The 24405-nt window shown below is 55.1% G+C and carries 25 protein-coding genes; 7 read left to right on the top strand and 18 right to left on the bottom strand.

Annotated features, from left to right (window positions below):
* Positions 1-33: 33 nt before the first annotated feature.
* From LMS44_RS15990 to LMS44_RS16010, 5 genes are all read right to left on the bottom strand, one after another.
* Positions 34-1527: a sodium:solute symporter family protein gene (locus tag LMS44_RS15990; RefSeq protein ID WP_498945663.1), complete on the bottom strand. Its 1494-nt coding sequence runs from the start codon at positions 1525-1527 to the stop codon at positions 34-36.
* Positions 1520-1747, bottom strand: coding sequence for a hypothetical protein (locus LMS44_RS15995; protein ID WP_027960159.1), 228 nt, complete (start codon positions 1745-1747; stop codon positions 1520-1522). Before LMS44_RS15995 ends, LMS44_RS15990 begins: the two co-directional genes overlap by 8 nt.
* Before the next feature lie 11 nt (positions 1748-1758).
* Positions 1759-3180, bottom strand: coding sequence for an amidase (locus LMS44_RS16000; protein ID WP_498945665.1), 1422 nt, complete (start codon positions 3178-3180; stop codon positions 1759-1761).
* Between the two features lie 149 nt (positions 3181-3329).
* Positions 3330-4241: a LysR family transcriptional regulator gene (locus tag LMS44_RS16005; RefSeq protein ID WP_190374839.1), complete on the bottom strand. Its 912-nt coding sequence runs from the start codon at positions 4239-4241 to the stop codon at positions 3330-3332.
* 278 nt (positions 4242-4519) lie between these two features.
* A complete protein-coding gene (locus LMS44_RS16010; protein ID WP_041158265.1) occupies positions 4520-5155 on the bottom strand; it encodes a glutathione S-transferase family protein in 636 nt (211 codons plus the stop codon).
* A 148-nt stretch (positions 5156-5303) separates the two neighbouring features.
* Between LMS44_RS16010 and LMS44_RS16015 the strand changes: the two genes are divergently transcribed.
* Together LMS44_RS16015 and LMS44_RS16020 are read left to right on the top strand one after the other, a co-directional pair.
* Positions 5304-6287: a helix-turn-helix transcriptional regulator gene (locus tag LMS44_RS16015; RefSeq protein ID WP_498945668.1), complete on the top strand. Its 984-nt coding sequence runs from the start codon at positions 5304-5306 to the stop codon at positions 6285-6287.
* 115 nt (positions 6288-6402) lie between these two features.
* The gene (locus LMS44_RS16020; RefSeq protein ID WP_498945670.1) at positions 6403-7923 is read left to right on the top strand and encodes a sensor domain-containing diguanylate cyclase; all 1521 of its coding nucleotides are present in this window, start codon (positions 6403-6405) and stop codon (positions 7921-7923) included.
* Between the two features lie 8 nt (positions 7924-7931).
* On the opposite strand, the gene bluB is transcribed toward LMS44_RS16020, so the two are convergent.
* Together bluB and LMS44_RS16030 are read right to left on the bottom strand one after the other, a co-directional pair.
* The gene (gene bluB / locus LMS44_RS16025; protein ID WP_278370093.1) at positions 7932-8609 is read right to left on the bottom strand and encodes a 5,6-dimethylbenzimidazole synthase; all 678 of its coding nucleotides are present in this window, start codon (positions 8607-8609) and stop codon (positions 7932-7934) included.
* A gap of 57 nt (positions 8610-8666) precedes the next feature.
* Positions 8667-9422, bottom strand: coding sequence for an NAD(P)H-dependent oxidoreductase (locus LMS44_RS16030; protein WP_022522511.1), 756 nt, complete (start codon positions 9420-9422; stop codon positions 8667-8669).
* A gap of 88 nt (positions 9423-9510) precedes the next feature.
* Here LMS44_RS16030 and LMS44_RS16035 point away from each other — a divergent pair, with 88 nt between their 5' ends.
* Entirely contained in the window at positions 9511-9669 is a 159-nt protein-coding gene (locus tag LMS44_RS16035; protein WP_340638811.1) for a helix-turn-helix domain-containing protein, read from the top strand.
* Positions 9670-9688: 19 nt separating this feature from the next.
* Here LMS44_RS16035 and LMS44_RS16040 read toward each other — a convergent pair whose 3' ends face one another.
* Entirely contained in the window at positions 9689-10177 is a 489-nt protein-coding gene (locus tag LMS44_RS16040) for a MarR family winged helix-turn-helix transcriptional regulator (RefSeq protein WP_278370094.1), read from the bottom strand.
* 96 nt (positions 10178-10273) lie between these two features.
* On the opposite strand from LMS44_RS16040, the gene LMS44_RS16045 reads away from it, so the two are divergent.
* The gene (locus LMS44_RS16045; protein WP_278370095.1) at positions 10274-11200 is read left to right on the top strand and encodes a DMT family transporter; all 927 of its coding nucleotides are present in this window, start codon (positions 10274-10276) and stop codon (positions 11198-11200) included.
* 21 nt (positions 11201-11221) lie between these two features.
* Positions 11222-11860, top strand: coding sequence for an NAD(P)-dependent oxidoreductase (locus LMS44_RS16050; protein WP_278370096.1), 639 nt, complete (start codon positions 11222-11224; stop codon positions 11858-11860).
* Positions 11861-11984: 124 nt separating this feature from the next.
* Here the strand turns inward: LMS44_RS16050 and LMS44_RS16055 are convergent, their stop codons facing one another.
* Positions 11985-12410, bottom strand: coding sequence for a GNAT family N-acetyltransferase (locus tag LMS44_RS16055; protein WP_278370097.1), 426 nt, complete (start codon positions 12408-12410; stop codon positions 11985-11987).
* A 22-nt stretch (positions 12411-12432) separates the two neighbouring features.
* Positions 12433-12939: a 2-thiouracil desulfurase family protein gene (locus tag LMS44_RS16060; RefSeq protein WP_278370134.1), complete on the bottom strand. Its 507-nt coding sequence runs from the start codon at positions 12937-12939 to the stop codon at positions 12433-12435.
* Between the two features lie 143 nt (positions 12940-13082).
* Here LMS44_RS16060 and LMS44_RS16065 point away from each other — a divergent pair, with 143 nt between their 5' ends.
* A complete protein-coding gene (locus tag LMS44_RS16065) occupies positions 13083-14384 on the top strand; it encodes an IS1380 family transposase (protein ID WP_179917458.1) in 1302 nt (433 codons plus the stop codon).
* 179 nt (positions 14385-14563) lie between these two features.
* On the opposite strand, the gene LMS44_RS16070 is transcribed toward LMS44_RS16065, so the two are convergent.
* From LMS44_RS16070 to LMS44_RS16100, 7 genes are all read right to left on the bottom strand, one after another.
* Positions 14564-15028 (bottom strand): GNAT family N-acetyltransferase, encoded by a 465-nt coding sequence (locus LMS44_RS16070; RefSeq protein ID WP_138801079.1) that lies wholly within the window; start codon positions 15026-15028, stop codon positions 14564-14566.
* Between the two features lie 74 nt (positions 15029-15102).
* Entirely contained in the window at positions 15103-16002 is a 900-nt protein-coding gene (locus LMS44_RS16075) for an alpha/beta hydrolase (RefSeq protein ID WP_498945675.1), read from the bottom strand.
* 164 nt (positions 16003-16166) lie between these two features.
* Complete coding sequence (gene astB / locus LMS44_RS16080; protein ID WP_498945677.1) at positions 16167-17534, bottom strand: N-succinylarginine dihydrolase; 1368 nt, start codon at positions 17532-17534, stop codon at positions 16167-16169.
* Positions 17531-19003 carry a succinylglutamate-semialdehyde dehydrogenase gene (astD, locus tag LMS44_RS16085; RefSeq protein ID WP_278370102.1) on the bottom strand — a complete coding sequence of 491 codons (1473 nt, stop codon included), beginning with the start codon at positions 19001-19003 and terminating at the stop codon, positions 17531-17533. Before astD ends, astB begins: the two co-directional genes overlap by 4 nt.
* 22 nt (positions 19004-19025) lie before the next feature.
* The gene (astA, locus tag LMS44_RS16090; protein WP_041158269.1) at positions 19026-20057 is read right to left on the bottom strand and encodes an arginine N-succinyltransferase; all 1032 of its coding nucleotides are present in this window, start codon (positions 20055-20057) and stop codon (positions 19026-19028) included.
* Entirely contained in the window at positions 20057-21121 is a 1065-nt protein-coding gene (locus LMS44_RS16095; RefSeq protein ID WP_498945679.1) for an arginine N-succinyltransferase, read from the bottom strand. Before LMS44_RS16095 ends, astA begins: the two co-directional genes overlap by 1 nt.
* 50 nt (positions 21122-21171) lie before the next feature.
* The gene (locus LMS44_RS16100; protein WP_498945681.1) at positions 21172-22386 is read right to left on the bottom strand and encodes an aspartate aminotransferase family protein; all 1215 of its coding nucleotides are present in this window, start codon (positions 22384-22386) and stop codon (positions 21172-21174) included.
* 233 nt (positions 22387-22619) lie between these two features.
* On the opposite strand from LMS44_RS16100, the gene LMS44_RS16105 reads away from it, so the two are divergent.
* Positions 22620-23414, top strand: a complete 795-nt coding sequence (locus LMS44_RS16105) for an SDR family NAD(P)-dependent oxidoreductase (protein ID WP_027960006.1) — start codon at positions 22620-22622, stop codon at positions 23412-23414.
* 6 nt (positions 23415-23420) lie between these two features.
* Here the strand turns inward: LMS44_RS16105 and LMS44_RS16110 are convergent, their stop codons facing one another.
* A complete protein-coding gene (locus LMS44_RS16110) occupies positions 23421-24398 on the bottom strand; it encodes a GlxA family transcriptional regulator (RefSeq protein ID WP_171051191.1) in 978 nt (325 codons plus the stop codon).
* Positions 24399-24405: the final 7 nt, after the last annotated feature.

Below are 24405 nucleotides of genomic sequence, written 5' to 3' on the forward strand. Positions count from 1 at the left end.
TAGTCGATAACCATGAATAGATTAAGTCAGCACTCACACCGCAGCTCGACGTCCCCGTTGGGTAAAACCTCGTGGAGCGGCAATACGAAAGAAGCGCTCCACCACCTCAGCGTGGGTAGCAGGCGTAATCAAAGAGACGGCGACAAATACCGGCAGGTTGAGCATCAGCCCCCAGAAGCCCGCGTGAATACCCATTGGGTGTGGCCAAAGAGTAGTAAACGCCACGGTAATCAGAAAGCCCGCTACGATACCCGCCATTACACCCAAGCGAGAAGCCCGCGGCCAGAAGAACATGCCGATAAAGGCAGGCAGCACCTGGGAGGCAAACCCGAGCCCCACTAACAGAATCATTACCAAACTGCCGGGCTCGGCAATGGCGAGCGGCGCGACCACTAAAAACATAATGGGCAGAATCAGCAGCCGCGCAAGTTTTCCAGTAACGCCATCCGAGAGTTTTAACACCGGCTGAAGCACATCTTTGCTGAGTGACAGCGATACCGAATGAATAAACGGCTCGCTGGAAGACATTGAGGCTGCCAGGGTTCCCGCACCAAGCAATCCTACTAATACCACCGGCAAGTGCTGCATGGCGTACTCAAGTACCACGGTATCGGCCCGAGCCAGCTCAGGCAGCGAAAAAATGCCGATGAAGCCTACAACAACCATAGGCAGAATAACCACGTAATACGTGGGTAGCCACGTTGCGCTGCGACGGATAGTACGTGCCGAGGAGGCGCTCATCCACTGCGTCCACACCGGCGGCATAAACGAGAACATGGAAACGATGATCGAAGTTGTCCAGAAACTAAAGCTCATATCGCCACCTGCGCCTGGCAGAGTGAGAAACTCACTATGCTCGGCCTGAATGCGCTCGAATACGCCAGCAAAACTCAATCCACCGGTTGCACTATGCACTGCCCACAAACCAACCGCCCAGGCGACTATCAGCATCAACACGCCTTGAAAGGCATTGGTGCGACCAATCGCCCGCTGACCGCTGGCGTAGAGATAGACGGCAATGCAGGCCAGCACCAGCACGACCCCCAACCAAATCGGAATCAAACCACCGCTCATCACGAACAGAATATAAGCCGAACCTATGGTCTGCAGCACCGCATAAGCAATGGAGCCAATCGCCATGACAATTGCCGCCAGTGCGCCCAGTGCGGGGCTCTGGTAGCGGTCAGCAATGGCGCTTGCCTGAGTTACGTGACCAAACTGCTCACCGAACTGCCACACTTTAGGGCCGAAATACCAAGCGACCAGGGCCAAATACGACAGGTAAACCGCTACATAAAACACCGCCACCCCTTTGGAATAAGCCCATCCGGGCGCTCCCATAAAGGTGTAAGCACTCACACTACCGGCGGCAATAAGCAAGTAAAGCGTCACCGGCCCCATGCTGCGGCCCGCCACGCCCCACTCCTCCAAGCTATTCATGGAACGCCCTGCTCTGGCGCGTAGGCCAATCACCATGGCAATAGCGACATAGGTCAAGGTAATCAATAGTGGCCAAGGGCTATTCATGGTCGTCTCGCTCCACAATACGATTGCCGATCAGCATCACCACTACGCAGGCAAAAATCACCAGGTAGCTCCACACCACTAACAGAGGCAAGCCCATCACTAAGGTGGCTCTGTTTACCCAACCAATCACCGGCCACGTTCCCGCCAGCACCAGCACCACAAACGCAATTAACAGCCCCCAGCCCGCCCGGGAGGTAGGCAGTACCAATAAACGTTCCATGAGTATTCCTCTTATTTAACTGCAGAGTTAATCACTGGCAGCATCGGCCAGCGCATGGGCAACGCCAAACGCGTTTCTAGCTGCCGCGCCAGTTTCAGCACAAAGTGATCTCCAAAACGCGGGCCAACCAACTGCACCCCTATCGGCATATTGACGGAACTAGGGGAACAGCTAAACCCAGCATTAAGCGAGATCGCAGGCTGCTCGCCCATATTCCACGGCACGGTGTAAGCAATGTGCTCAAAGGGCTGACGCGGATCATTGGTAGGCGATGGCCACTCGGCTGGGAAGGCGATATTGGGTGTGGTGGGTGAAATAACCGCATCGACCTCATCAAATACGGCTTCGGTGGCGCGTCGCATCGCCATGGTTTGCTGAAAACCGTGCACCGCGTCAACGCCACTTAAGTGTGCACCACCATCGGCCCAGGCTAAAATGGCAGGCAACACTTGCTCACGCTCGTTAGCCGAGAGCTTTAACAGCTCGCCCCACTGACGGGCCTGCCAGAAGTGATCCAGTCCATCTAACATTTCGCGGGACAGCACTGGCGCCATTGGCACCAGCGTTGCCCCAGCGGCTTCCAACTGCTTTGCGGCCTGTTCCACGTGGTGGCGAATCTCATCATCCAAAGGTAACCCGCAGCCCGCCTTCATCATCACACCCACTCGCAAACCTTTAACGTCGAGCTCCAGATCCATCCAGTCAATCGTTTCCGGCGGCAGACGCATCGCATCGCGTCGATCTGTGCGGGCAAGCGCCGTCATCATCAGCGCGGCATCCGCTACGCTTCGGGTCATTGGCCCGGCACAGCGGCCTACATAATAAGGGTCTATCGGTACCCGGCCCAAAGTGGGCTTAAAGCCGACGACGCCGCACCACGCCGCAGGAAGGCGTATCGAGCCACCAATATCGGTGCCCACATGCAGTGGCCCAAGCCCAGCAGCGGCGGCAGCGCCCGCGCCCGCACTTGAACCGCCGGTATTACAAGCTAAATCCCATGGATTGCGGGTCAAACCATGAAACGACGAGAGCCCGGATGAGAGCATGCCAAAGTCGGGGCAGGTAGTTTTCGCCAGCAGTAGAGCGCTATCTTCCGCTAAACGAGCAGCGGGGGGAGCGTCTTCGGTGGCAACGGGCTGCTCGCCAAGCCCGGTTCCCCCCGGCACTGGCATCCCTTTCGTTGCAATCAGCTCTTTAAGGGTTATTGGCACGCCATCCAGCGCGCCGCTAGGTTGCCCCCTAGCCCAACGCTGGGTGGAGGCTTCGGCTGCTTTAATGAACGCATCAGGTTGATAGGCATACAGCGCATTGATGTGCGGCTCCCAGGCGTCGATATGCTCAACCAAGGCGCTGGCTACTTCAGTTGGCGAGAACCTATAAGCTCGGTAGCCATCTATTAATTGGGTGGCGGTGAGTTGGTGTAGTTCAGGCATCACATTACCTTTTGCTGTTGTTATCAGGCTGACGTTATCAACAGGCTCAGCATGAACCCACACCGTGTCTTCTGCTATTTCAATCTTGACCGCAGCGTGTCCACTTTTTGTGTGCACTCTATTCTTTCAGGTTCTTCTTTCAATATCTTTCAAGATGACGGAGATTGCAGTGTTTGTAGGGCACTTGCCAGCAGCGAAAGGCACGCCTCGGTGGCAAAGCTACGCTGGCGATGGCGATAAACGCAGAGATCTACCCGCGCTGCTTCAAGCTCTGAAGAAGCCAAGGGAATGCTAACGAGTTGACCTAATTGGCACTCCCGAGCTACCGCCATCGGTGGCAATACCAGAACACCTGCACCGTTAAGGGCGAGTGCTTTTTGAGTTTCCAGTGAAGCGGTTCTAAAGGTGGGGGCCAGAACTATCCCGGCCTGATGAGCGGCGCGCTCCAGCGCTTGGCGCACGCCATAAGATTCATCAGGCAGGATCAGCCGGTGCGTTGCCAGGGAGTGAAGACTCACCTCAGAAGCTGCGGTCAATGGATGGCTTGGAGCCATCACTGCATGGTGGTGCAACTCGGCGCTAGCAAAGGGCACAATGTCATCATGGCGGGGCATAAAGAAGGACAAGCCAATATCGGCATCGCCTCGGCGCAGCGCCTCCACCATTTGGCTAGCGCTGACGATCCCGATATCAAAACTCAAATGGGGATAGCGCTGCCCCATCTTGGCTAACGTAGGCGCTAGCAAGCCAGCGACAACGCCTTCCGCCACCTGCAAACTGACCCGCCCAGTTCGCAAGCCCTTCAAATCGGCAATATGTTCCTGCACCCGCTCTAGGTCACGGAGGGTACGCTGCGCCTGGGCAGCCAACAACTCCCCCGCCGCCGTCAGGCTAATGCCGTTGGGGCCACGCTCGATGAGTGGTGCGCCAAGCTGGTGTTCCAGTAAATCGATCTGGCGGCTAATCGCTGTGGGGGCAATATGCAGTTGGGCGGCAGCTTGGCGCAGCGAACGACACCGGGCCACAGTATCGAAATAGCGTAATGCGCGGCCACTGATCATAAGCGCCCCTTAAAGCCCCAGCTGCCGCGATTAGGGGCGTCGGGTCTTAGCCACTGGAGGGTGATATCGCTTTGCATGAATGGCGCCCTATCTTATTTAGCACAGGCGAATACAGTAGCGATATATGGGTAGGCTGGCCAGCGCCGATACCTTCCGCACACGCCGCTAGCCAGAGGCTTTACCGCTATTATCTGTAGCAAAAACTGCAACCAGATAGGGTTCATCTACCTTGAAAGCAATTGCCAACTTAATACAAAAGCGGCAATGCAATTAAGCCATCAGACGGACAAAGGCTTCATTTTCTTAGCCAGTTCATCGTCCAACTCATTGGCCCGCTTGGCTGCTGGCCTGCTTTCCATACGCTCTATGTAATGCTTAAACACCTCTTTTGGTGGGATATTCTCCTGCATTGTTTCCCACCAGAGATAACTGCTAACCAATATATCTGCGGCAGTAAACTGATCGCCGCAAATATAAGCGTTTTCACTGAGTACTTTTTCAAGCGTATTGATACTGTCTTCCACTTGGCCACAACCAACGGCCTGTACGTTGCTGCTGTCGATTTTCCAATTGTAGGCCTTTGCACTAGTAGCCATTTCAAACGGACCCGCCATAAAAAACAGCCAGCGATAATAAACTCCACGTTCGGGAGATTGCGGGGGTGGTGAAAGCTTTTTATCCGGAACCTGATCCGCCAGGTACGCGCAGATAGCCGCCACTTCCGTCACAACAGTGTTGCCATGTTTGATGGCAGGCACCTTGCCCATGGGGTTTATGGCCAAGTAGTCCTCAGATTTCATCTCTGAATCGAACTCCATCGCCTTTACCGAGTAGTCTATGCCTACTTCTTCCAACATCCAGCGCACAACGCGCCCGCGGGACATAGGGTGGGTGTAAAACGTTAGTTCTGACATATTAGGCTCCTTTTTCATTCAATCTTCAGGTGACATAAGGTACTGCCAGGTCAGATTAGTTTGTTAATAGGTGAGAATCCGCCCTAAATAAAAGCAACAATGCATATTTCTGCAAGACTTTAACGATGGCTTCAGTAGGGAGGCAGTAATGGCAGGCCCCACAACACGCGTACTTGCGGTGCTTGAGTTGCTGCAAGCTAATGGCCAAATGGGCGGCGCTGAATTGGCCGAACGCCTGGGCGTGGATCGGCGCACTATACGGCGATACATTACGGCGCTGGAAGATATAGGCGTGCCGATAGTGACCGAGCAAGGGCGCTACGGTGGCTACCGATTGGTGGCTGGCTTCAAGCTGCCACCCATGATGTTTACCGACGAAGAGACATTCGCCGTTTCGTTAGGCTTATTGGCCGCTAGCCAACTGGGGTTAACAAACGCAACGCCCGCCATTGCCAGCGTACAAGCGAAGCTCGAGCGAGTGATGCCAGCTAATTTAAAAAGCCGTGTTCGCGGCATCAGTGAGACCACTCAGGTGATCTTACCCCGGCGCGAACCCAGCCGTGATGACCGCGCCCTTGAGACGCTGACTAAAGCCACAGAGGCCATGCGAACCGTGGGGCTTACCTACCACTCCCCGCAGCATGATCCGATTGAGCGTCAGATCGACCCCTACGGGCTAGTTTTCCAACAAGGTAGGTGGTATGCCGTCGGTTTTTGCCATCTACGGGGAGCCATGCGCTCATTTCGGTTAGATCGTATCAGCGGCGTGCACCTACTCTCAGGTACCTTCATACGCCCCACCCGCTTTGATGCAGCCGATTTTTTGAGCGAAAGCCTCATGTCCTGGGGCCCCACTCATGAAGTATCACTGGTGCTACACATTGATCATGCCGCGTCCGCTGACTTTGAGAACCAATTTTTCTGTACAGGTCAGTTCGAACAGGTTGAAGGTGGACTACTGCTCCATACACGCACGGATAATTTCGAGTGGTTTGCCTATTGGCTGGCACAGCTCCCATTTCAATTTACCATCCTAGAACCAGACGGCCTCAAAGAGGCGCTTCGCAAACACGCAAACCGTTTACTAACAAGTTGCGAGTGCGCTTTATCAAATCCAGTAGATGTGCCCTGACACTGTCTAAAACCTAAGAGCAAGTAAGGCTCTATTCGCCTGACTTGAGGATAAGGCTTCTTAACCTCTTAGATGCTAGCCTGTTACTCAAACAACTCAGAATACAGACTCACGAATGCAATCTTCTTTGAGACGCATACACCGTCTTGCATTGGCGACAATTGCCCCGCGAATTTTTGCCTTTTGCCATACCTTCGGACTCACCGTATGGATCGCCGTGGTAGAAGGCAGCGGCTGGACACTTATTCTGCCCGGGATTTTGCTGCTGCTATGGCCCGGCATTGCCTATGCGCTTGCTGTAAGCGCCCAGAACTCCAAGCGTGCCGAGTTCAGAAATCTTCTCTATGACAGCCTGCTATTTGGTTTTTGGTGCAGCGTGCTGGATTTTTACGCTTTAGGCACCATCACCATTGGGCTTGCCTGTTTGATGAACAATTTAGTGGTCGGCGGGGTACGGAAGATGCTTATTTCAGCCGTACTTTTCACAACCGCAGCCTTAATTGGAAGCGCCTTAACGGGATTCAAGTTTCGCCCCTATGTGAGCAACAATTTAGACATCTACCAATGGACGGGGGCAATCGTCTATTTTCTAACCATAGGCCGCATAACGTACAGTCAGAATCGTCAGATCGGCCGCAGCATTGGCGAGATTCAGTTTCAGAACCGAGTCTTTCACGCGCTGCTTGATCTCGGGACGGTGGCAAATCGTGCGACCAATATCCATACCCTGCTGGATGACTCCTTAAACCACCTACACTCCCATTTCCCCGACTACGGTTTTGCTGTTTTTGTACAAGAACGACAACGTTGTGAAGTAACACGCTACGCGGCTGTTGCGGGACTAAGCCCAAAGGATGAACAGCGTCTAAAGCATCTATTGGCCAGCGTTCATAGGCAAAGAGTACAGCCGGGCACACTGCCACAAACAGACGAAGGCGAGAACCTATATGTCATGTCCATGGAAGGCCGTCTAAGCTTGTACGAAGGCTGGCTGATCATGAAAGCTCCCAGCCGAGAAGACGGCTTAGAGCAAATACTTTCCCTCTTTGCCGACCAACTGGCGGCCGCTACCGAAAATAAATTGCTACATTTGGAATTGAAGAAAACGGCTGAGCGTGACGGACTCACCGGCCTTTATAACCGCGGTTTCTTGGAAGCCGCGCTGCAAATGAGCATTCAAGGCAAGGCGCAGACGCCGAGCCTGGATTTTGCTGTATTGATGATGGACGTCGACAAGCTTAAGGAAGTGAACGACCATTATGGTCATGTTGCAGGCGATCAACTGATTTCCAGCGTTGCCAAGTACCTGCAACTTCACTGCAGGGACAGCGACATACTTGCACGCTGCGGTGGCGATGAATTCGTCATTCTATTTCCTTCTGCCGACTTGACGGCAGCCAAGCGTATGGCCAACTTGATCAGAGACAATTTGCCTGAACAGCGTTGCATTATCGACACCGCTAGCGGTGAACGTGAAGAACTGACGCTTCATTTGAGCTTGGGATTCGCCAGCTCCAGCGAAGTGCCTGCCATACAGGTATTTGCTCTGGCAGACCAGCGCATGTACGAAGACAAGAACCAGCGCCGCAAGCAAAGAGTAGATGACTTGGGCACAGCGAGCTGGCCCCCCTTATAAAAACTTCCTCACAAACCACTGGCAAGCGGCTGCCCCCACTGATCACCATGTACTAGTTCACTTAATGGCAAGCGAGAGCGCCAGCCTTTAGCTTCAAGCTCTGGTTGGTCTAAAAACTCGCTAACATAGCCAAGGCAGAGATACGCCAAGGGGTAAACGTGGTCAGGCAGATTCAGCGCCTTGCTCAGCTGCTCTTGGTCGAGAATGCTCACCCAACCAACGCCAATACCTTCTACCCGCGCAGCCAACCAGAGATTCTGTACAGCGAGACAAGTGCTGAAAAGATCGGTATCCACCATACTATTGCGCCCCAGCACGTGAGGGCCGCCCCGGCTTCGGTCACAGGTAATACAGAGATTAAGCGGGCTCTCCATAATACCTTGCAGCTTAAGGCTGTGATAATGCGCTTGACGCTCGCCTTCAAAGCGTTCGGCGGCCTTCTGATTCTCCTGCTCGAACATCGCCAGCACTGCTTCTCTGACGCTGCGACTTTCAATCACGATGAAATCCCAGGGCTGCATAAATCCCACTGAAGGCGCATGATGCGCGGCCTCCAAAAGGCGGGCCAGTACATCAGGAGGTATTCTGTCGGGCAGAAATTGCGAGCGCACATCGCGCCGCTCGTGTATGGCGCGGTAGAGCCCACGGCGCTCAGCATCGGAAAAACGGTGGTTCGAGGTGGTCATGGCGCTGATTGGGCCTTTTGCTGATCTGTTTTATAGACAGTAAGAGTCTACACGAGCTCAGCCTAGCCGCCATCTCAACGGGTTTGTTTGGCGTAAAACGCCATCTTCGTCCCAGTCATCCCATCCGGTAAAGGGGATGGGCAGTTCGCTGTCCAAGTTTCTCAGACGATCTACCCAAGCCGCTTTGCAGACCTCTAGGTGACCAATGATGTCAGCTTCCTCTTGGTAACGAATACCGCCGCCCTGAATGCCGTAGCTCACCTGAGGCGCCAGCACGTCAAAGCCAACGTAGTACAACGATGCGTGTATGGGCCACAGCCAGTGCACCATATTGCCAGCTCGGCCAAAAGGCTGAAATGCTTTCTCCGGTGAGCCCGTGGTGACTGATAGCATCGCCTTCCTACCGCGATAGTAGCCTCTGTCGTAACGCATGCGGCTGGTATAGCGCCCGCCATACACCAACACCCGATCAAACCAGCCTTTCAAAATGGCAGGCTGGGCGTGCCACCATAAGGGAAACTGGAAGATCACCAAGTCAGCCCACTCCAACCGCGCCAACTCCCGCTGGACATCCTGCGGTAATGTGTTTTTCTCGTAGTGAGCCCGCTGCTCATTGAGGGGATAGAAGTAGTCCGACGCCACGGCGCTATGCGGATATTGCTCAGGGCGCTCCACCGGATCAAACTGCTCAGCATAGAGATCATCCACTTCCACTGTATGCCCCTCGCCCACCAGCTGTTCTACCGCCTCATCCACTAGGCCGCCATTAAACGACTTGCGTTCAGGATGAGCCAAGACGATCAACACATTCATTCTTCGCTTCCCCTATTGATTGGTTCAACGACAGACTAGCCTGTTCAAATACGCTCAAACATTCGCGAAAAATGACAACTCAGTTTGCATGAATGAACTGCAAATAAGGTGGGACGATCTAGCGATTGCAGAGGTGGGGTCGCTATCCGGCGCCAGCCAAGCGCTGCGTATCAGCCATGCCAACGTCTTCAGGTGTTTAAGCGAGATGGAACAGAGTCTAGGCGTGACTCTTCTCAATAGTGGCTAAGTTGCCGCTATGCCAAGCATCACTCCTGCTCCAATCCCGCCAAGAACTGTTTAAGCAGCTCATCGAGTTGCGCTCGTTGCTCTTCAGTCAAGCCGCTTACCAGCTGCGCCTGGGTTTCCACATGAGCAGCAACAGCTTCATCGATTAACTCGAATCCACGCTGGGAAAGAGAGATGAGAAAACCACGACCATCGTCGGGGTTTTTGACCCGCTTGATCAAACCCGCCTTTTCCAGTTGATTGATGCGGTGAGTCATGGTGCCTGAAGTCACCATGGTGGATGCCATCAAATTCCCCGGCGATAGCGCGTAGGGCGCTCCCTCACGGCGAAGAGTTGCCAGAACGTCAAAGCTCGCGTCAGTCAGACCGTATTTCGCCCAGGTCTTCTCCATTACGCGTATTAAAGCGTGGTTAAGCCGTTTGACCCGCCCGATGGTAGCCATCGGCGCTACATCGAGGTCAGGCCGCTCCTGCCGCCACTGTTTGAGAATGTTGTCTACATGATCCATGAGCGTATTTTGCGCTTAATTATCTTGACGTCAAGATTAATCACACATATCTTGATATCAAGACACTTCGAAACGGTACCAATGAGAACTACGCGAATGACATCATTAAGCACTACTCGCACACACTCACGCAAAAGAGCTTGGCTTGCCCCACTGGTGTATCTGTTATCCGGCGGCGCCTTGCTGGGTCTATCGACTAATTTGGCAAAACTTGCCGGTGACATTCAGCTACCGGCGCTCGCTTTTCTGTTTTGGTCAATTTCAGGAGCGGCGCTTATTCTATTGGTTCTCGCGGCCTTCCGCGGCAATCTGCCGCCGGTTAACGTTCGCACCGTTGAGTATTACGCTATTTCAGGTCTGCTGGGCGTAGCGGGTGCCAACCTGCTTTTTTTCTCAGCTATCCCCCATGTGGGTGCGGGGTTCGTGGCATTAATCATCACTCTGCCACCGCTACTCACCTACATCGGCGCATTAGCGTTAAAAATGGAGCGGTTTCAGGTGTTGCGTGCGGCGGGGGTTATATCAGCCCTTGCGGGGGCCGTCACCCTCGCCTTTCATAAGTTTTCCGCCCCGGATGCTGATTACCTCTGGATTCTCCTCGCTTTAATTGGCCCCGTCCTGCTGGCTATCGGCAACCTCTACCGAACCTTACGCTGGCCAGAAGGTGTATCCAGCGATGCGTTGGCGCCGGGGATGCTTATCGCAGCGGCCATCATTCTCCTCAGCGTGGGGTTTCTGCCTGGCTTCTCACTGAACGTTCCAACAGAACGCTCCCTGCCGTTCTTGCTGATTGCACTCCAGGCGATGGTCTTCGCAGGCCAGTTCTTACTGCTCTTCCTGCTACAGAAAAGCGGCGGCCCGGTGTTTCTGAGCCTATTGGGTTCCGTCGGCGCCGTGGTGGGCGTTCCGGTCGCCATATTGTTGCAAGGAGAAACCGCTCCCGAAGGCTTACTGCTTGGCACCCTATTAATTGGAGCCGGAATTACCCTGCTCAACATTGGCAAAGCCAAACAACTTAACTAATGAGCCCAAGAGAGATATATCATGAAAATTGCAATATTTGGTGCCGCTGGCGACGTTGGCAAACGCATTATGAATGAAGCATTAGCACGTGGTCATAACGTAACCGGCGTGGTGAGAACAGAGAGTCAGCTTAACAAACTGCCCGCTAAAGCAAGCCGCTGTGTCACGGATATAGCAGACTCACACCAGCTAGCTCATGTTATTCAAGGACAAGACGTGTTGATCAGCGCCGTTCGCCCACCCGATGGAAAAGAAGCGACGTTGGTCGCGCTAACCCGTTCTCTAATGGCGAGTGCCCTTCCGGGTCAGCGAGTGCTCTTGGTAGGCGGAGCCGCGCGATTGCTAATCCCCGGGCGCGCCGGTGATACGGTCTTAACAGCCCCCGATTTCCTTCCTGCCTCTGCGCTAGAAATTGCCAAGGCATGCCAAGCTCAGTATGAACTCTGCTTGGGTGAAACCAGCACAGCGTGGACTTATTTCTCCCCTGCCGCCATGCTCATGCCTGGAGAGCGTACGGGACGATATCGTCTTGGCACCGATACCCTCGTCGTGGACAATAACGGAGAATCTCGCATTTCAATGGAGGATTTCGCGGTAGCGATGCTTGATGAAGCCGAGACGCCCCAGCATATTCAGAAAGCCTTTACGGTAGGTTATTAATACAAAAATCGGCAAACTACCCCGTCATCCAACCTAAAAAAGTAAAGCGAGCGTCGGTAGGTTCCAGCAGCACCGGCGCAATCTCTTGTAGTACTTAACAGTAAAGCCCCATTAATTTAACGGGTTAGAGTATGCTCCGCTCCATATAGTGAGTCCCGCCCTCTGTTTTACGCACGCGAAACCCCATACGCTCGTATAGCGCTATTGCTGGGTTGATACAAAACACACGCAGCCGAAGTAAGCGGATGCCCGACTGTTGGGCGATTTCCTTCGTGTGGCGGATTGCCGCTGTACCTAAGCCTTGGCGCTGCCACTTCTGATCAATTTGTAGCTCTCGAATATAGTAAGCGGCTTCATCGTGATTTATGCATAACAACCCAACTGGACTAGCGTTAATAACTAATTCGTAACTGTCTAACTCCTCCCATTGTTTATCAAACAGGGCTGTATTCCAGCGCATATCCAACTGTTCGTAGTAAGCAGACATATTTTGGCGAATTAATTTTTCCGCGAACGCCTTGTCGTTAGTAGACCGAATAATAGGCGTCATATCTCGAATCCTAGTACTGCTTTCACGAACTTGTAGCAAGAAGTGCAGTGTTAGCTCGGGCTATTTCATACTGACTAAACACGTGCACACCATGTTCCCGGAGCAGTGCGGCTGTTACTCCCATACCCGGTACTTTTTTACCAGAGAAACTGCCGTCATAAATAGCGGTGCTTCCACATGAAGGACTGAACTCAGCAAGCACTGCGATATCGATAGCGAATTTACGGCACAGGTTCAAAGCGATAGAGGCACCTGCTAAAAATTCATTGGTCACCTTGCCTCCATCGTCTTCGATAACATCGACCTCACCGTTTAAAACACCCTTACCACTGCCTTGGAAAATCTCCGCGGGCGGCCTGGGAATACTCATCCCCGCCTCAACTTCGGGGCAAACAGAAACGATTCGGCCTTCAGAACGCCACTGCTCAACGATCTGATCATCCACGGAAAGGGCGCCACCATCATAGCGAACCTTTTTACCCAAGAGACAGGCGCTCATTAATACTTTTCTCAAATCACCAATCTCCAATACGGTGATGAACTCAAGAGTGACGCGTTCACTGAATCGACCCAACTAGCCCGGATTTCTCACAGGGTATAAAAGAAAGCGGCTGAAAGTGTTAACGTTTCAGGGCCTTACACCAAAAACCAACACCAACAGCCGCTTCCAAAATGGTACCTGAAAAGCTGACCTTCTCGCCACTCTCTCGCCGCCAAATTGAAGCCGACTTCTCCGGGGGCCACATTACGTCGGACGCCGGATTACTCCTGCTTCGTGAAGTCGATAAACAGCATCGCCTAACACGCCGCTTGGCCGCCGTGCTTCATGATCCCCGCTCACCGGAACAGGTTCGTCATAAGCTCGACACGTTGGTTCGTCAGCGGGTGTTCGGTGTCGCCGCTGGCTATGAAGATTTCAACGACCATGAGGCCCTGCGCTATGATCAGGCCCTTCAGACAGCGCTCGGTGAAGAGGATACGCTGGCAGGCAAGTCGACGCTGTGCCGGGTGGAGCAGAACGCCGATCGGCAAGCAATAGTGAAGGCCCATGAGTTGCTGTGGCATCACTTCATTGAACAGCATGACGAACCACCCAAGGAGATCGTGCTGGACTTTGATGGCACCGACATCCCCGTGCATGGCGAGCAACCCGGCAAGTTCTTTAACCGTTATTACGATCACCACTGCTACTTCCCACTGTATGTCTTCTGTGGGCGCCACTTACTGGTGAGCTATCTGCGCACCAGTGACCGCAGCGACAGCCGCCATAGCTGGGCGATCCTCGCCTTACTGGTACGCTTTATCCGTCAATACTGGCCCGATACGCGCATCGTGTTACGAGGTGATAGCCACTTTTGTCGTCCCCGGATGCTGAACTGGTGTGATCGGCATCACGTCGACTACATCGTGGGAATCGCAAAGAACAGCCGGCTGCTCAAGGAAGTGGACGTCCCCATGATGCTGGTGCGCAAGACCCAATGGCAGGTGGGAGGGAAAGTAGCGGGGACGTTCCGCTTCCAGTATCAAGCCCGCTCCTGGAAATACCCACGCTGGGTGGTGGCCCGCCTAGAAGAAGGTGAGTTAGGCTCTAATCCCCGGTTTATCATCAGCTCTCGTTACGATGACGGCTTCAAGCTTTACTACGAGCAGTACTGTGCCCGGGGTGACATGGAGAACCGGATCAAGGATCAACAACTGAGCCTGTTTGCTGACCGGACCTCCAGCACGCACTGGTGGGCCAATCAGTGGCGGCTGATCTTGTCGGGCTTCGCTTATACGCTGTTCGAGCGGTTACGGACTTACCTGAAGCACACGCCCTTCGCGCGCATGAGTCCAAGCAACCTGAGGCTCAAGCTCATCAAAGTAGGCGCGGTCATCCTCCGCAATACGCGCCGCATCCGGGTGTTGATGAGTGACAGCTACCCCTATAAAACGGCGCTATCCGATCTGGTCAGGCGGTTGGTGCCGAACTGACTGCTCGGGCGCCCCCGGCCCGACGCAATGGGGGAAAGGGGGAAGTGTGTCTGAAGGACGGAAAGTGGTTAAAAAGTAGCCGATGTAAGTCGAGCCAGTAGGTGTTTAGCGGTGTTACAGCCTGAGTGCGGTACTGGCTGAGGTACTATGAGAAATCCAGGCTAGGAAAGCTCTTCTTGTCAGCCATTTAACTTTAGCTGCTTTCGGAAATACACTCGATTAAACCCCGCTTCATGCCGACACTCGACCCTGACGTATCCCAGTTTGGGGTACATGGCGAGATTTTCTATCATGGCTTCATTCGTATAAAGTTCCACGGCTTCGTACCCCTTTTCCTCGGCTGAACATTCCACGTGATCGATCAATCGCTTCCCAATGCCGAGGCCACCATACTCGGGTAGTATGGCAACGTTTTCGAGGTGAAAATGATCGCCTTCGGGGTAGAACACAACATAGCCCACAAAATGTGAATCAAGGATGGCAACATCTATGTAGCCGTAGTCGATTAGGCTTGCGAAGTCTGCATGCATGGGCGCGGGTTCACGACCAATGCGACTGATATACTTTGAATAGGCCAGTCGTGCGCAGGATTGAATGTCCGGAACATCAGTTTCGAGTGCAGCACGGATGTCGATTAAGGGCATATTGACGTAATCCTAGTGCTAGGTGTGAGAACCATAAGTGTTTCCACCATCCCATACACATGAGGTTTTCGCTCTTATAACGCTTGAAGCCAATGGTAAGCTGTCTTGATGCCCTCTTTGTTCACAACAAGGCTCAGATGCGATGCATTAGGCACCGTGACGATATCAGCGTGTGGAACGATGGGCCGCAAAGTGGGCTCGAAGCGCTCCGCAAAAAATGCTTCGTCATCAGATCCAGTAATAAGAAGGACTGGAGCCGCCATAGAACTGAGATCGTTCTGCCAATTGGCGGGAGCAAAGCCCTTCATAAGCCGGTACGAATACGCTAGCGTTTCTGAGCCCTGGCGGTATTCGGGCGGCAAATTAAAGTGCAGCACCGGTAGCTTATTGAAGTGGGTAATACCGAGTTCATTCAAAATGGATATAGCAATGATCCTGGTCACTTTGGGGTCTGCCCACCCGCCCGAGCTTTTCCGAACAGTAGGTGCGTCGTATCCTAGGTAAGGCGCTAGCAGCAGATAGGCGTTGGCACGGTGCCCATGCGTGCCACCAGCAAAACGTATTGCTAACCCGCCACCTGACGAATGCCCACCGACGACGATACGCGTTAATTGAGGATTGACCACTTCGATGTGGGCAATAAGATCGGCAAGATCATCCTCAAGCTGCTTGATATAGTCGATATCGCCGCGCCGAACGGGAGATGGCCCATGCCCTCGAATATCCGGGGTGTAAACAGCGGCGGCGCCTGAAGCTGCCAATCCGCGAGCAAAGGTTGCCAGATATCGACTGTCGGTCCCTGAGCCGTGCACGAGCACCAGCGCCGTGTCGGATTCACTTGGATAATGCTGATATGAAAGTGTGGTGCCATCCCTTGCTTCAAACGGCTGAAGTGCTGGCAGTGGGCCTGCTGCGCCTTGCTCAGACACTAACGCTTCGAAATCCAAGCCGTTCGCATTAGTGCCTGTCGACATTATTAAAAATACTCCTATCACCAAGGCCAGCATATATTGTCGCACTGCTCCCTCCTAATCGCATACGCCGGGCAAAGCGACGGCTAAGCTTTCGCTGCAAACTTTAAACCAAAACGCCAAGGCACTGCCATGGCGTTTATTATTTTCCCTCACTACATCACACCCTACCCCAGTTGAAAGGGATAAACCGGGCCGATTTTCAGCAGTTGAGTGAGTTCATCCAGTGCTGCAAGCGACTCTTCCGCCAGCTGTGGATCGGCCAAATCGTCCGGGGCGAGGCGATCGCGGTAGTGGCGTTCCACCCACGCGGTCAGGTCAGTGTACAGTGCATTGGTGAGCAGCACGCGGCCAGAGAGCGCTGCACGTTCGGCCTCCGTTAGCACCACGCGCAGGCGCAGGCAAGCGGGGCCGCCGCCGTTGCGCATGCTTTGTTTGACGTCTTTAACGACCACTTCACTGATCGGATTATTGCCCGCCAGCAGATAATCCTGAATGGTGCGCCATACCGCCTCGCGCTCCTGGCATTCGCCGGGCACTACCAGTGTCATGGTGCCATCCGGATTGGAGAGCAACTGCGAATTAAATAGATACGAGGCTACCGCATCCTCCATGCTTACCGCTTCCAAGGGCACGCGCACGGGAATCAGCGGGCTGGCCATTTTGGCGCGCAGCTCATCGAGCGTGCCTTCTTCATCCAGAAAGGCCATTTCGTGGTAGAGCAGCACAGGGCCGTTACCCACCGCAATGACGTCGTTATGGAAAACACCCGCGTCGATGGCATCCGGGTGCTGCTGGGAAAATACCGTTTGCGCTTCCGTTAGCCCATGCTGGCGAGCTACCGCCTGGCTGGCTTCCAGCGTTTGCCGGGCGGGGTAGCGCTTGGGTTCGCGCTCGCCGCTACGCACGTCACCAAACGCCTGGCGACCATATACAAATAGGTGAACACCGGGTTCGCCGTGCTCACCGCATAGACGGGTGTGATTGGCCGCACCCTCATCGGAAAAGGCTGGAGTAGCGGGCAGCACCGGGTGGTGGCAGAAGTGCTGTTCGTCACGAAAGATCGCTTTCAGCACACGTCCCGTGGTTTGCGGCTCCAGGTAGCGGTGAAAGCTGGACTGTAGATTCGCTGGTGTGAAGTGTACCCGACTATCGGGTGCATCAATGCTGGGAGTAATAGTGCCCGCGTTAGCCGTCCACATACTGGACGCCGAGCACACCGCCCGAAGCAGTTGCGGCGCTTCTTTAGAAGCACGAGCCAGCACCTCACCATTACTACCGCTAAAACCTAAATCGCGCAGTGCGCCAATATCGGGGCGCTGTTGGGGTGGCAGAACGCCCTGGGCATAGCCCGCGTCCATCAGCGACTTCATCTTAAGCAGCCCCTGCAGCGCGCCCTCCTTGGGATTGGAGACTAAGCCGCCGTGACTCATGGACGCGACATTGCCCACGGCCAACCCAGAGTAGTTATGGGTTGGGCCGACTAGGCCGTCAAAATTGACTTCCCTAACGCTGCTGATGTCGGCGGCACTCACAGGCTCACTCCCGGCGGCAGGGTCTCGGGCATCTCCAGGCTGTCAGCTTCCATGGAGGCGACTGGGTAGGCGCAGTAGTCCGCCGCGTAAAACGCGCTGGGACGGTGGTTGCCGCTGTCACCCACGCCGCCGAAAGGTGCATCGCCGGAGGCACCGGTAGTTTGGCGGTTCCAGTTGACGATTCCGGCACGAATACGCAGCAAGAAGTCATCCCAATCGGCTCGATCGCCGCCAATTAAACCGGCGGAGAGCCCGTAGCGGGTGTTATTGGCAAGCTGTAGCGCTTCATCCCAATCACGATAGCGGTGGATTTTCAGCAGCGGGCCGAAGTGCTCCTCGTCCGGCACGTCAAGACCGGTCACATCAATTAGCGCGGGACTTAACAGGCTGGTGTTCTCTTTCTGGCGCTTCATACGATTGATCACCGTACCGCCCATGGCCTCCAGCTCCTCTTGGGCCTTGAGCAGGCCGTCCGCCGCCGCTACGCTGACCAAACCGCCATAGAACGGCGCAGGATTTTCTTCGAACTGGCCCGCCACGTGTAACTTGGCGATCGCCTCAGAAAGCGCATCGATCAATCGATCGCCTACTGCACCCTCCGGCACCATTAAGCGCCGCGCGCAGGTGCAGCGCTGGCCGCCGGAGAGGTACGCCGACTGCAGAATGGTCAATACCGCGGCACGCTCGTCGTCGACATCCTTCACTACCAGGGGGTTATTGCCGCCTAGTTCCAGCGCCAGAATTTTATCCAGTTGTCCGGCAAACTGCTGGTGCAGCATACCGCCCACTTTGGCGCTACCGGTAAACAGCAGGCCATCAATATCTGGGTTACCTGCCAGTGCCTGGCCTACCGGCACACCGCCCTGCACCAGGTTAATGACGCCTGCCGGAAGCCCGGCCTCTAGCCAGCACTGTAGGGTCAAATCCGCAGTAAGCGGGGTTTGGTCGCTGGGCTTGAAGACCACACAGTTACCCGCCAATAGCGCAGGCACCATATGGCCGTTGGGCAGGTGGCCAGGGAAATTGTAAGGGCCAAACACCGCCATCACACCATGAGGACGATGGCGCAGCACAGCGCTTGCACTACCCACCGCTTTTTCCCGTTCACCGGTGCGCTCGTTATACGCCTTAACCGACAGCGCCACCTTGCCCACCATGGCTCCCGCTTCGGTGCGCGCCTCCCAGAGCGGCTTACCGGTTTCAGAGGCAATCGCCACGGCCAGGTCTTCACCACGTGTTTTTAGCACCTCGGCAAATCGCTCGACAAGCGCCTGGCGCTCGGCAAAAGGTGTGCGCGCCCAGCCGGGGAAGGCACCGCGGGCGGCCTCTACAGCGGCTGCGACCTGCTTAGTACTGGCCGTCGCTGCTTGCCATAACGGCTGTCCGGAAACGGGATCGTGCTTGCTCAACGGCTCGGCGTCGCCTGCGACCCAGGCGCCATTGATCAGTTGCTGCTGTTGGGCGTGCATAAAACTCTCCTGTAAACGTCGCCTAGGTCTCGAGTAGCCTTAGGGTATCACCGGTGGCAACGCCTAAGCGCTTCGCTTCTTGTTCGCTAAGCACGATGGTGTTGTCATCAGCAGGCGCGCGGCCTACCCAACTGGCGGTAAAGTGCAGCATCTGGGTGGTGGCGGCCAGCCAGCGGCTGACACTCTCTTCGCTGGCAGCGGCAGAAACTTCCACTTGGCAGAGCCGTGAGTTGCGAATGGCACGCACGTCATCAATGTACGCCTCCACCGTCGGGCCACCGTCAAAAATATCGATATAGCCTTCCCAGCGCAGCCCCTCTTTCTTAAGCATCTCCAGCGCCGGGCGGGTGTGGCGATGCACCTGACCAATACAGGCCCGTGCCTCTTCGGCCATAAAAGTCGTGTAAATGGGAAACTTAGGCATCAGCTCGCCAATAAAGCTCTTCTGCCCCAGGCCGGTTAGGCGGTCAGCTTCGCTGAAATCCATAGGGAAGAAGTGTTTGCCCAGGCTCTCCCAGAAAGGACTGGTGTTGTTTTCATCGAACACACCGCGCATTTCGGCTAATACTTTGTCGGGGAAACGGTCACGAAACTGGGCAATAAATAGCCAGCGTGCTTTGGAGAGCAGCGCACCGTTGCGCAAATGTTTGTTGGCTTCGCCGCGGTATTCCGGGCGTAGAAACAACGAGCACACTTCGGCGTCACCGGTATGGTCGGAGCTTAAAAACAGCGTATCGATGGTGCGGTGCAGATCCAGCTGAACCGAGGAGTGGGCCAAAGTGCCCAGCCGGTAGTTGTAGAACGGCACTTCGCGGCCAACCTGCCCCTCAATGGCGCAGCAGCCCGCCAACTCGCCGCTTACTTCATCCTCTAGCACAAAGAAATAAAGCCGGTCATCCACCGGGGTGCGCTCTTCAAAGGCGCTGGCAGCCGCTTCAATCTTACCGGCTAGAAACTCGCGGTTATCCGGCAGCGAGGTAAAACCAACCCCTGCCTGCTGCGCAAGCGCCTGAAGCCCATCCAGATCATCACGGGCAATGGGTCGAATGCGCATTACATTTCTCCTTCATCGAGCGCGTCTACCACGGTGGGGAGCGCTAGCGGTGCGGCGAGCACCGCACGCCCTTCCGTGACGCCCAACCGCTCGGCATGTTCTGCAGAGAGCATCAACTGGCCTGTGGGTGACAGCGCGTAGCGAGCGACGATGCAGCGAAACTCGCCAAGCTTTTGATTGGCAACCAGCGCGGGTTCAGCATCCGGTAAAGCGTGTTCAGGGCGAATGCGTACCGGGTGCCAGGCAGCACTGCAGAAGGTTTCCAACCGTTCGCGCTCGGCTTTGACGATCGGCCCGGCGTCGAAAATATCCACATGGCGAGAGCGCACAAAGCCCTCCGCCAGCATCTCTTCCAGCGCCTCTTCGTGGGCCGGGTGTTCCCTGCCAATCGCCGCCCGCGCTTGAGGCGTTAGCAGCGGCAAATAGAGCGGAAACTGGGGCATTACTTCAGCAATAAAACTTTTCGAGCGTACCCCGGCAATATGATTCATATCCTGGAAGCTGCGGGCGAAAAAGTGCCGCCCTACGCTCTCCCAGAACGGCGACTCATTGCGGGCATCCAGGTAGCCGGGGAACGCCACCGCCAGAATGCGCGAAAAGCGCTCGGGGTACTGGGCGATAAACATCAGCCGCGCCCGGCGCAGCAGGCTCTCCGCGCTAGTGCCTTTATAGCGCGGGTTAAGCGAAAAAGCGCACAGCAGGGTAGCGTCCGAAACTTCATGGGAGAGCGCTAGCGTCTGCACCTCGCGACGTACGTTCAACTGCTGCGAGGCGTGAATCAGCGTTTCCTGGCGGTAGGTGTAGTAGGCCTCATTGGCACCCGCCTGGGCGCGAATAGTGGCGGTACCGAGCACTTCCTCGCGTGAATCGTCAGCCAGCACAAACGTATAGTGCTCGTTTTCTGGAAACTCGACGTCGCCGTTAAAGGCGTCTTGAGAGCGCGCAATGCGCTCCTGAAGCCGCTCACGGTTAGCAGGCAAGTTGGTCAACTTAGGTACTGCATGCTCGGCTAATTGCTCAAGCGCCGTGAGATCAGACGCTTTAACGGGTCGAACTACCAGCATCTTCGACGCCCTCTCTTCAGTTAACACGACTGACGCAGCCTGTTGCTCACTCATGCTTCCGCAACTAACCGCTCAATCGCACGCTCTAAGCGCGCCATGCCCTCGGCGATATCGGCTTCAGGAATGACCAGAGAAGGTGCCATACGCAGCACGTTCGGCCCGGCAATAAGCGCCATCAAGCCCTCTTCAATAGCCAGCGGCAGAATGTCTTTGGCGCGGCCTTCATAGGCATCCGACATTTGCGCACCGATCAATAAGCCCATACCGCGAATCTCTTTAAACACGCCGTGCTTGCGGTTAATGGTTTCTAAGTGTTCGCGGAACAGATCGTGGCGATGCTTAACACCTTCGAGTACCTCGGGGGTATCGATAAACTTAACGGCCGCCAGGGCAACGGCTGATGCCAGCGCATTGCCGCCGTAAGTAGAACCATGAGTGCCAACAACCAGCGATTTAGCCACCGAGTCGATTGCCAGCATGGCGCCAATGGGGAAACCGCCGCCCAGTGATTTGGCACTGGTAAGAATATCCGGCGTAATGCCGTAGTTCTTATAAGCGTAGAGTTCGCCGCTACGACCAACGCCGGTTTGTACTTCGTCAAAAATCAGCAGCGCATTGTGCTCGTCGCATAGATCGCGCAGCCCTTGGAGGAATTCTTGGGTGCCGGGCACGATACCGCCCTCGCCCTGCATGGGTTCCACCATAATCGCGCAGGTGTCGTCGCCCACCAGCTCGCGAACGCTATCCAGGTCATTGTAATTAGCGTGCAGAATTCCGCCCGGCACCGGCCCAAAGCCCTGGGAGTATTTGGGCTGGCCACCCACGCTGACGGTAAAGAAGGTGCGGCCATGAAAAGATTGGTAGAACGAGATGATTTTATCTTTGTGCTCACCGTGATTATCCACCGCCCAGCGGCGCGCCAGCTTAAGCGCAGCTTCGTTAGCTTCACCGCCGGAGGAGCATAAGAACACCTTATCGGCGAAGGTGCGCTCGACCAGCGTCTTGGCCAGGTTCAGCGCTGGCTCGTTGGTATATACGTTGGAGAGGTGCCACAGCTTCTCGCCCTGCTCTTTGAGCGCATTGACCAGTACTGGATGGCAATGACCAAGGGAGTTAACCGCGATGCCCCCGGCAAAGTCGATATATTCACGGCCCTGTTGATCCCACAAGCGGCTACCTTCACCACGCACGGGAATGACCTGCTGTGGTGAGTAGTTGGGCGTCATGTAGTGGTCGTAATCTTGAGGGCTTGGGGTATGGCTCATGGGTCGCTAGCTCCAGTGGAGGAAAGTAGTAACAACAGTATAAGGTGGTAAAGAGTCCAAGCGCTTTCAGCAATGGGACGGCAAATTATGAATAGCGGCGTCTCGGCGTATCACTGAACCGCCTTGAAGAACTCTAAAAGAGCCCCATACTTATTAGCAAGCTATGCGGTTATTCGCTGAGCTGCGTTGCATAGTGATGAGCACCGACACTCAGGATGAGAGGAGACCAGCGTATGCAGATTGATCTAAGCGGCAAACACGCCATTATCACGGGTTCTACAGCGGGCATCGGTTTTGCAATTGCTCAAGGGCTCGCCAAGGCAGGCGCTGACGTGGTTATAACAGGGCGTACCCAAGCACGTGTTGATGGTGCCATCAGCGCACTTAAAAAAGACACTCCCAATGCCAAGGTAGAAGGCGTGGCGGCTGATCTCGGCACCGCTGAAGGTTGCCAAACGCTTATTAAACAGCAGCCCAGCGCGGATATCCTGATCAATAACGTAGGCATTTTCGCCCCGCAGGACTTTTTCGATGTAGATGACGCTACGTGGCAGCAATTTTTCGATATTAATATCATGAGCGCGGTGAGGCTTTCCCGTCACTACGCCCAGGGCATGCGCGAGCGCGACTGGGGCCGCATACAGTTTATCTCCAGCGAGTCGGGGATCAACATCCCTAGTGAAATGGTGCATTACGGCATGACCAAATCGGCGCTGCTCTCCGTCTCTCGCGGGCTGGCCAAAGTGCTCAGCGGCACCCAGGTCACCGTGAATGCCATTCTACCTGGGCCGACCCGTTCAGAAGGCGTGATCAAGATGATGGGGGAAATGGCGGAAAAAGAGGGCATCTCTCAGCAAGAGATGGAAGAACGCTTTGTTAAAGAGAACCGCCCCTCTTCAATTATCCAGCGCTTAGCAACACCCGAAGAAGTCGCGAGTATGAGCGTCTACGCCGCTTCTCCCCAAGCCAGTGCAACCAGCGGGGCGGCACTGCGTGTGGAAGGTGGCATTGTGGATACATTAACCTGAATCTTTCTAACCCAGGCGCTCTTCTCTCGGCGTCATGCCGAAATGGTGACGGTAGGCGGTAGAAAAGTGCGCGCCTGAGGAAAATCCCGTGGCAAACGCAATATCGCCTACCGGCCGGTCACTATCGCGAAGCTGTTTGCGCGCCTCTTGTAAGCGTAAATCCAGGTAGTAGCGACTAGGGACCGCCTGCAGATACTTCTTAAATAGCCGCTCCAACTGACGCCGAGAGATACCCAGATGTTCGGCCAGTTCCAGGGTCGAGAGCGGCTCCTCAATATTGGCTTCCATCAGCGTGACAGCCTCCACCAGACTTTGCGGCGCATGCCCCAGGCGGCTACGCAGCGGCACATGCTGGCGCTCATCTGCCAAGCGGATGCGGTCGCAGACAAACTGCTCAGACACCTGCTCCGCCAAGCGCGCACCGTGATGCTGGCCAATCAGCGTGAGCATCAAATCCATGGCCGCGGTTCCCCCCGCGCAGGTCAGCCTGTCGCGATCAATTTCAAACAGCTGTTGAGAAAGCGTCACTTGCGGATAGGCTTGAGCAAAGGCCTCAAAACGCTGCCAGGGCAGCGTCGCACGATAGCCTTCAAGCAGCCCACAGCGCGCCAACACTTCCGTGCCCCCTGCCAACCCACCCAGTGCCACACCGCGCCCCTGGTGCCCACGCAGCCACTCATTCAACTTTGCGGGTAACGTATAGGGCAGCGGTGTTGGTGCGCATATCAACAGCAGGTCAAGCGGGCCTAATGCAGTACTTAAGGCGTGCTGAGCAATGAGCGAAAGCTGAGCACCGCTGCGCACGGGCTCGTCATTGAGACTTAATGTGACGGTGTGGTAAAGCATCTGCCCACTCAGCTGGTTAGCCATTTGTAGCGGCTCCAGCGCGCTGGCGTGGGTCAATAACGAAAAACCTGGTAGCAGCAGAAAGGCCACCCGCCGACGCGGTAGCGCTGCCTGTGAGGCTAACGGGTTGGGCTGCATGATAACT

This window comes from Halomonas profundus, from assembly GCF_020865425.1.
In the GTDB taxonomy this organism is placed as follows: Bacteria; Pseudomonadota; Gammaproteobacteria; order Pseudomonadales; family Halomonadaceae; genus Vreelandella; species Vreelandella titanicae.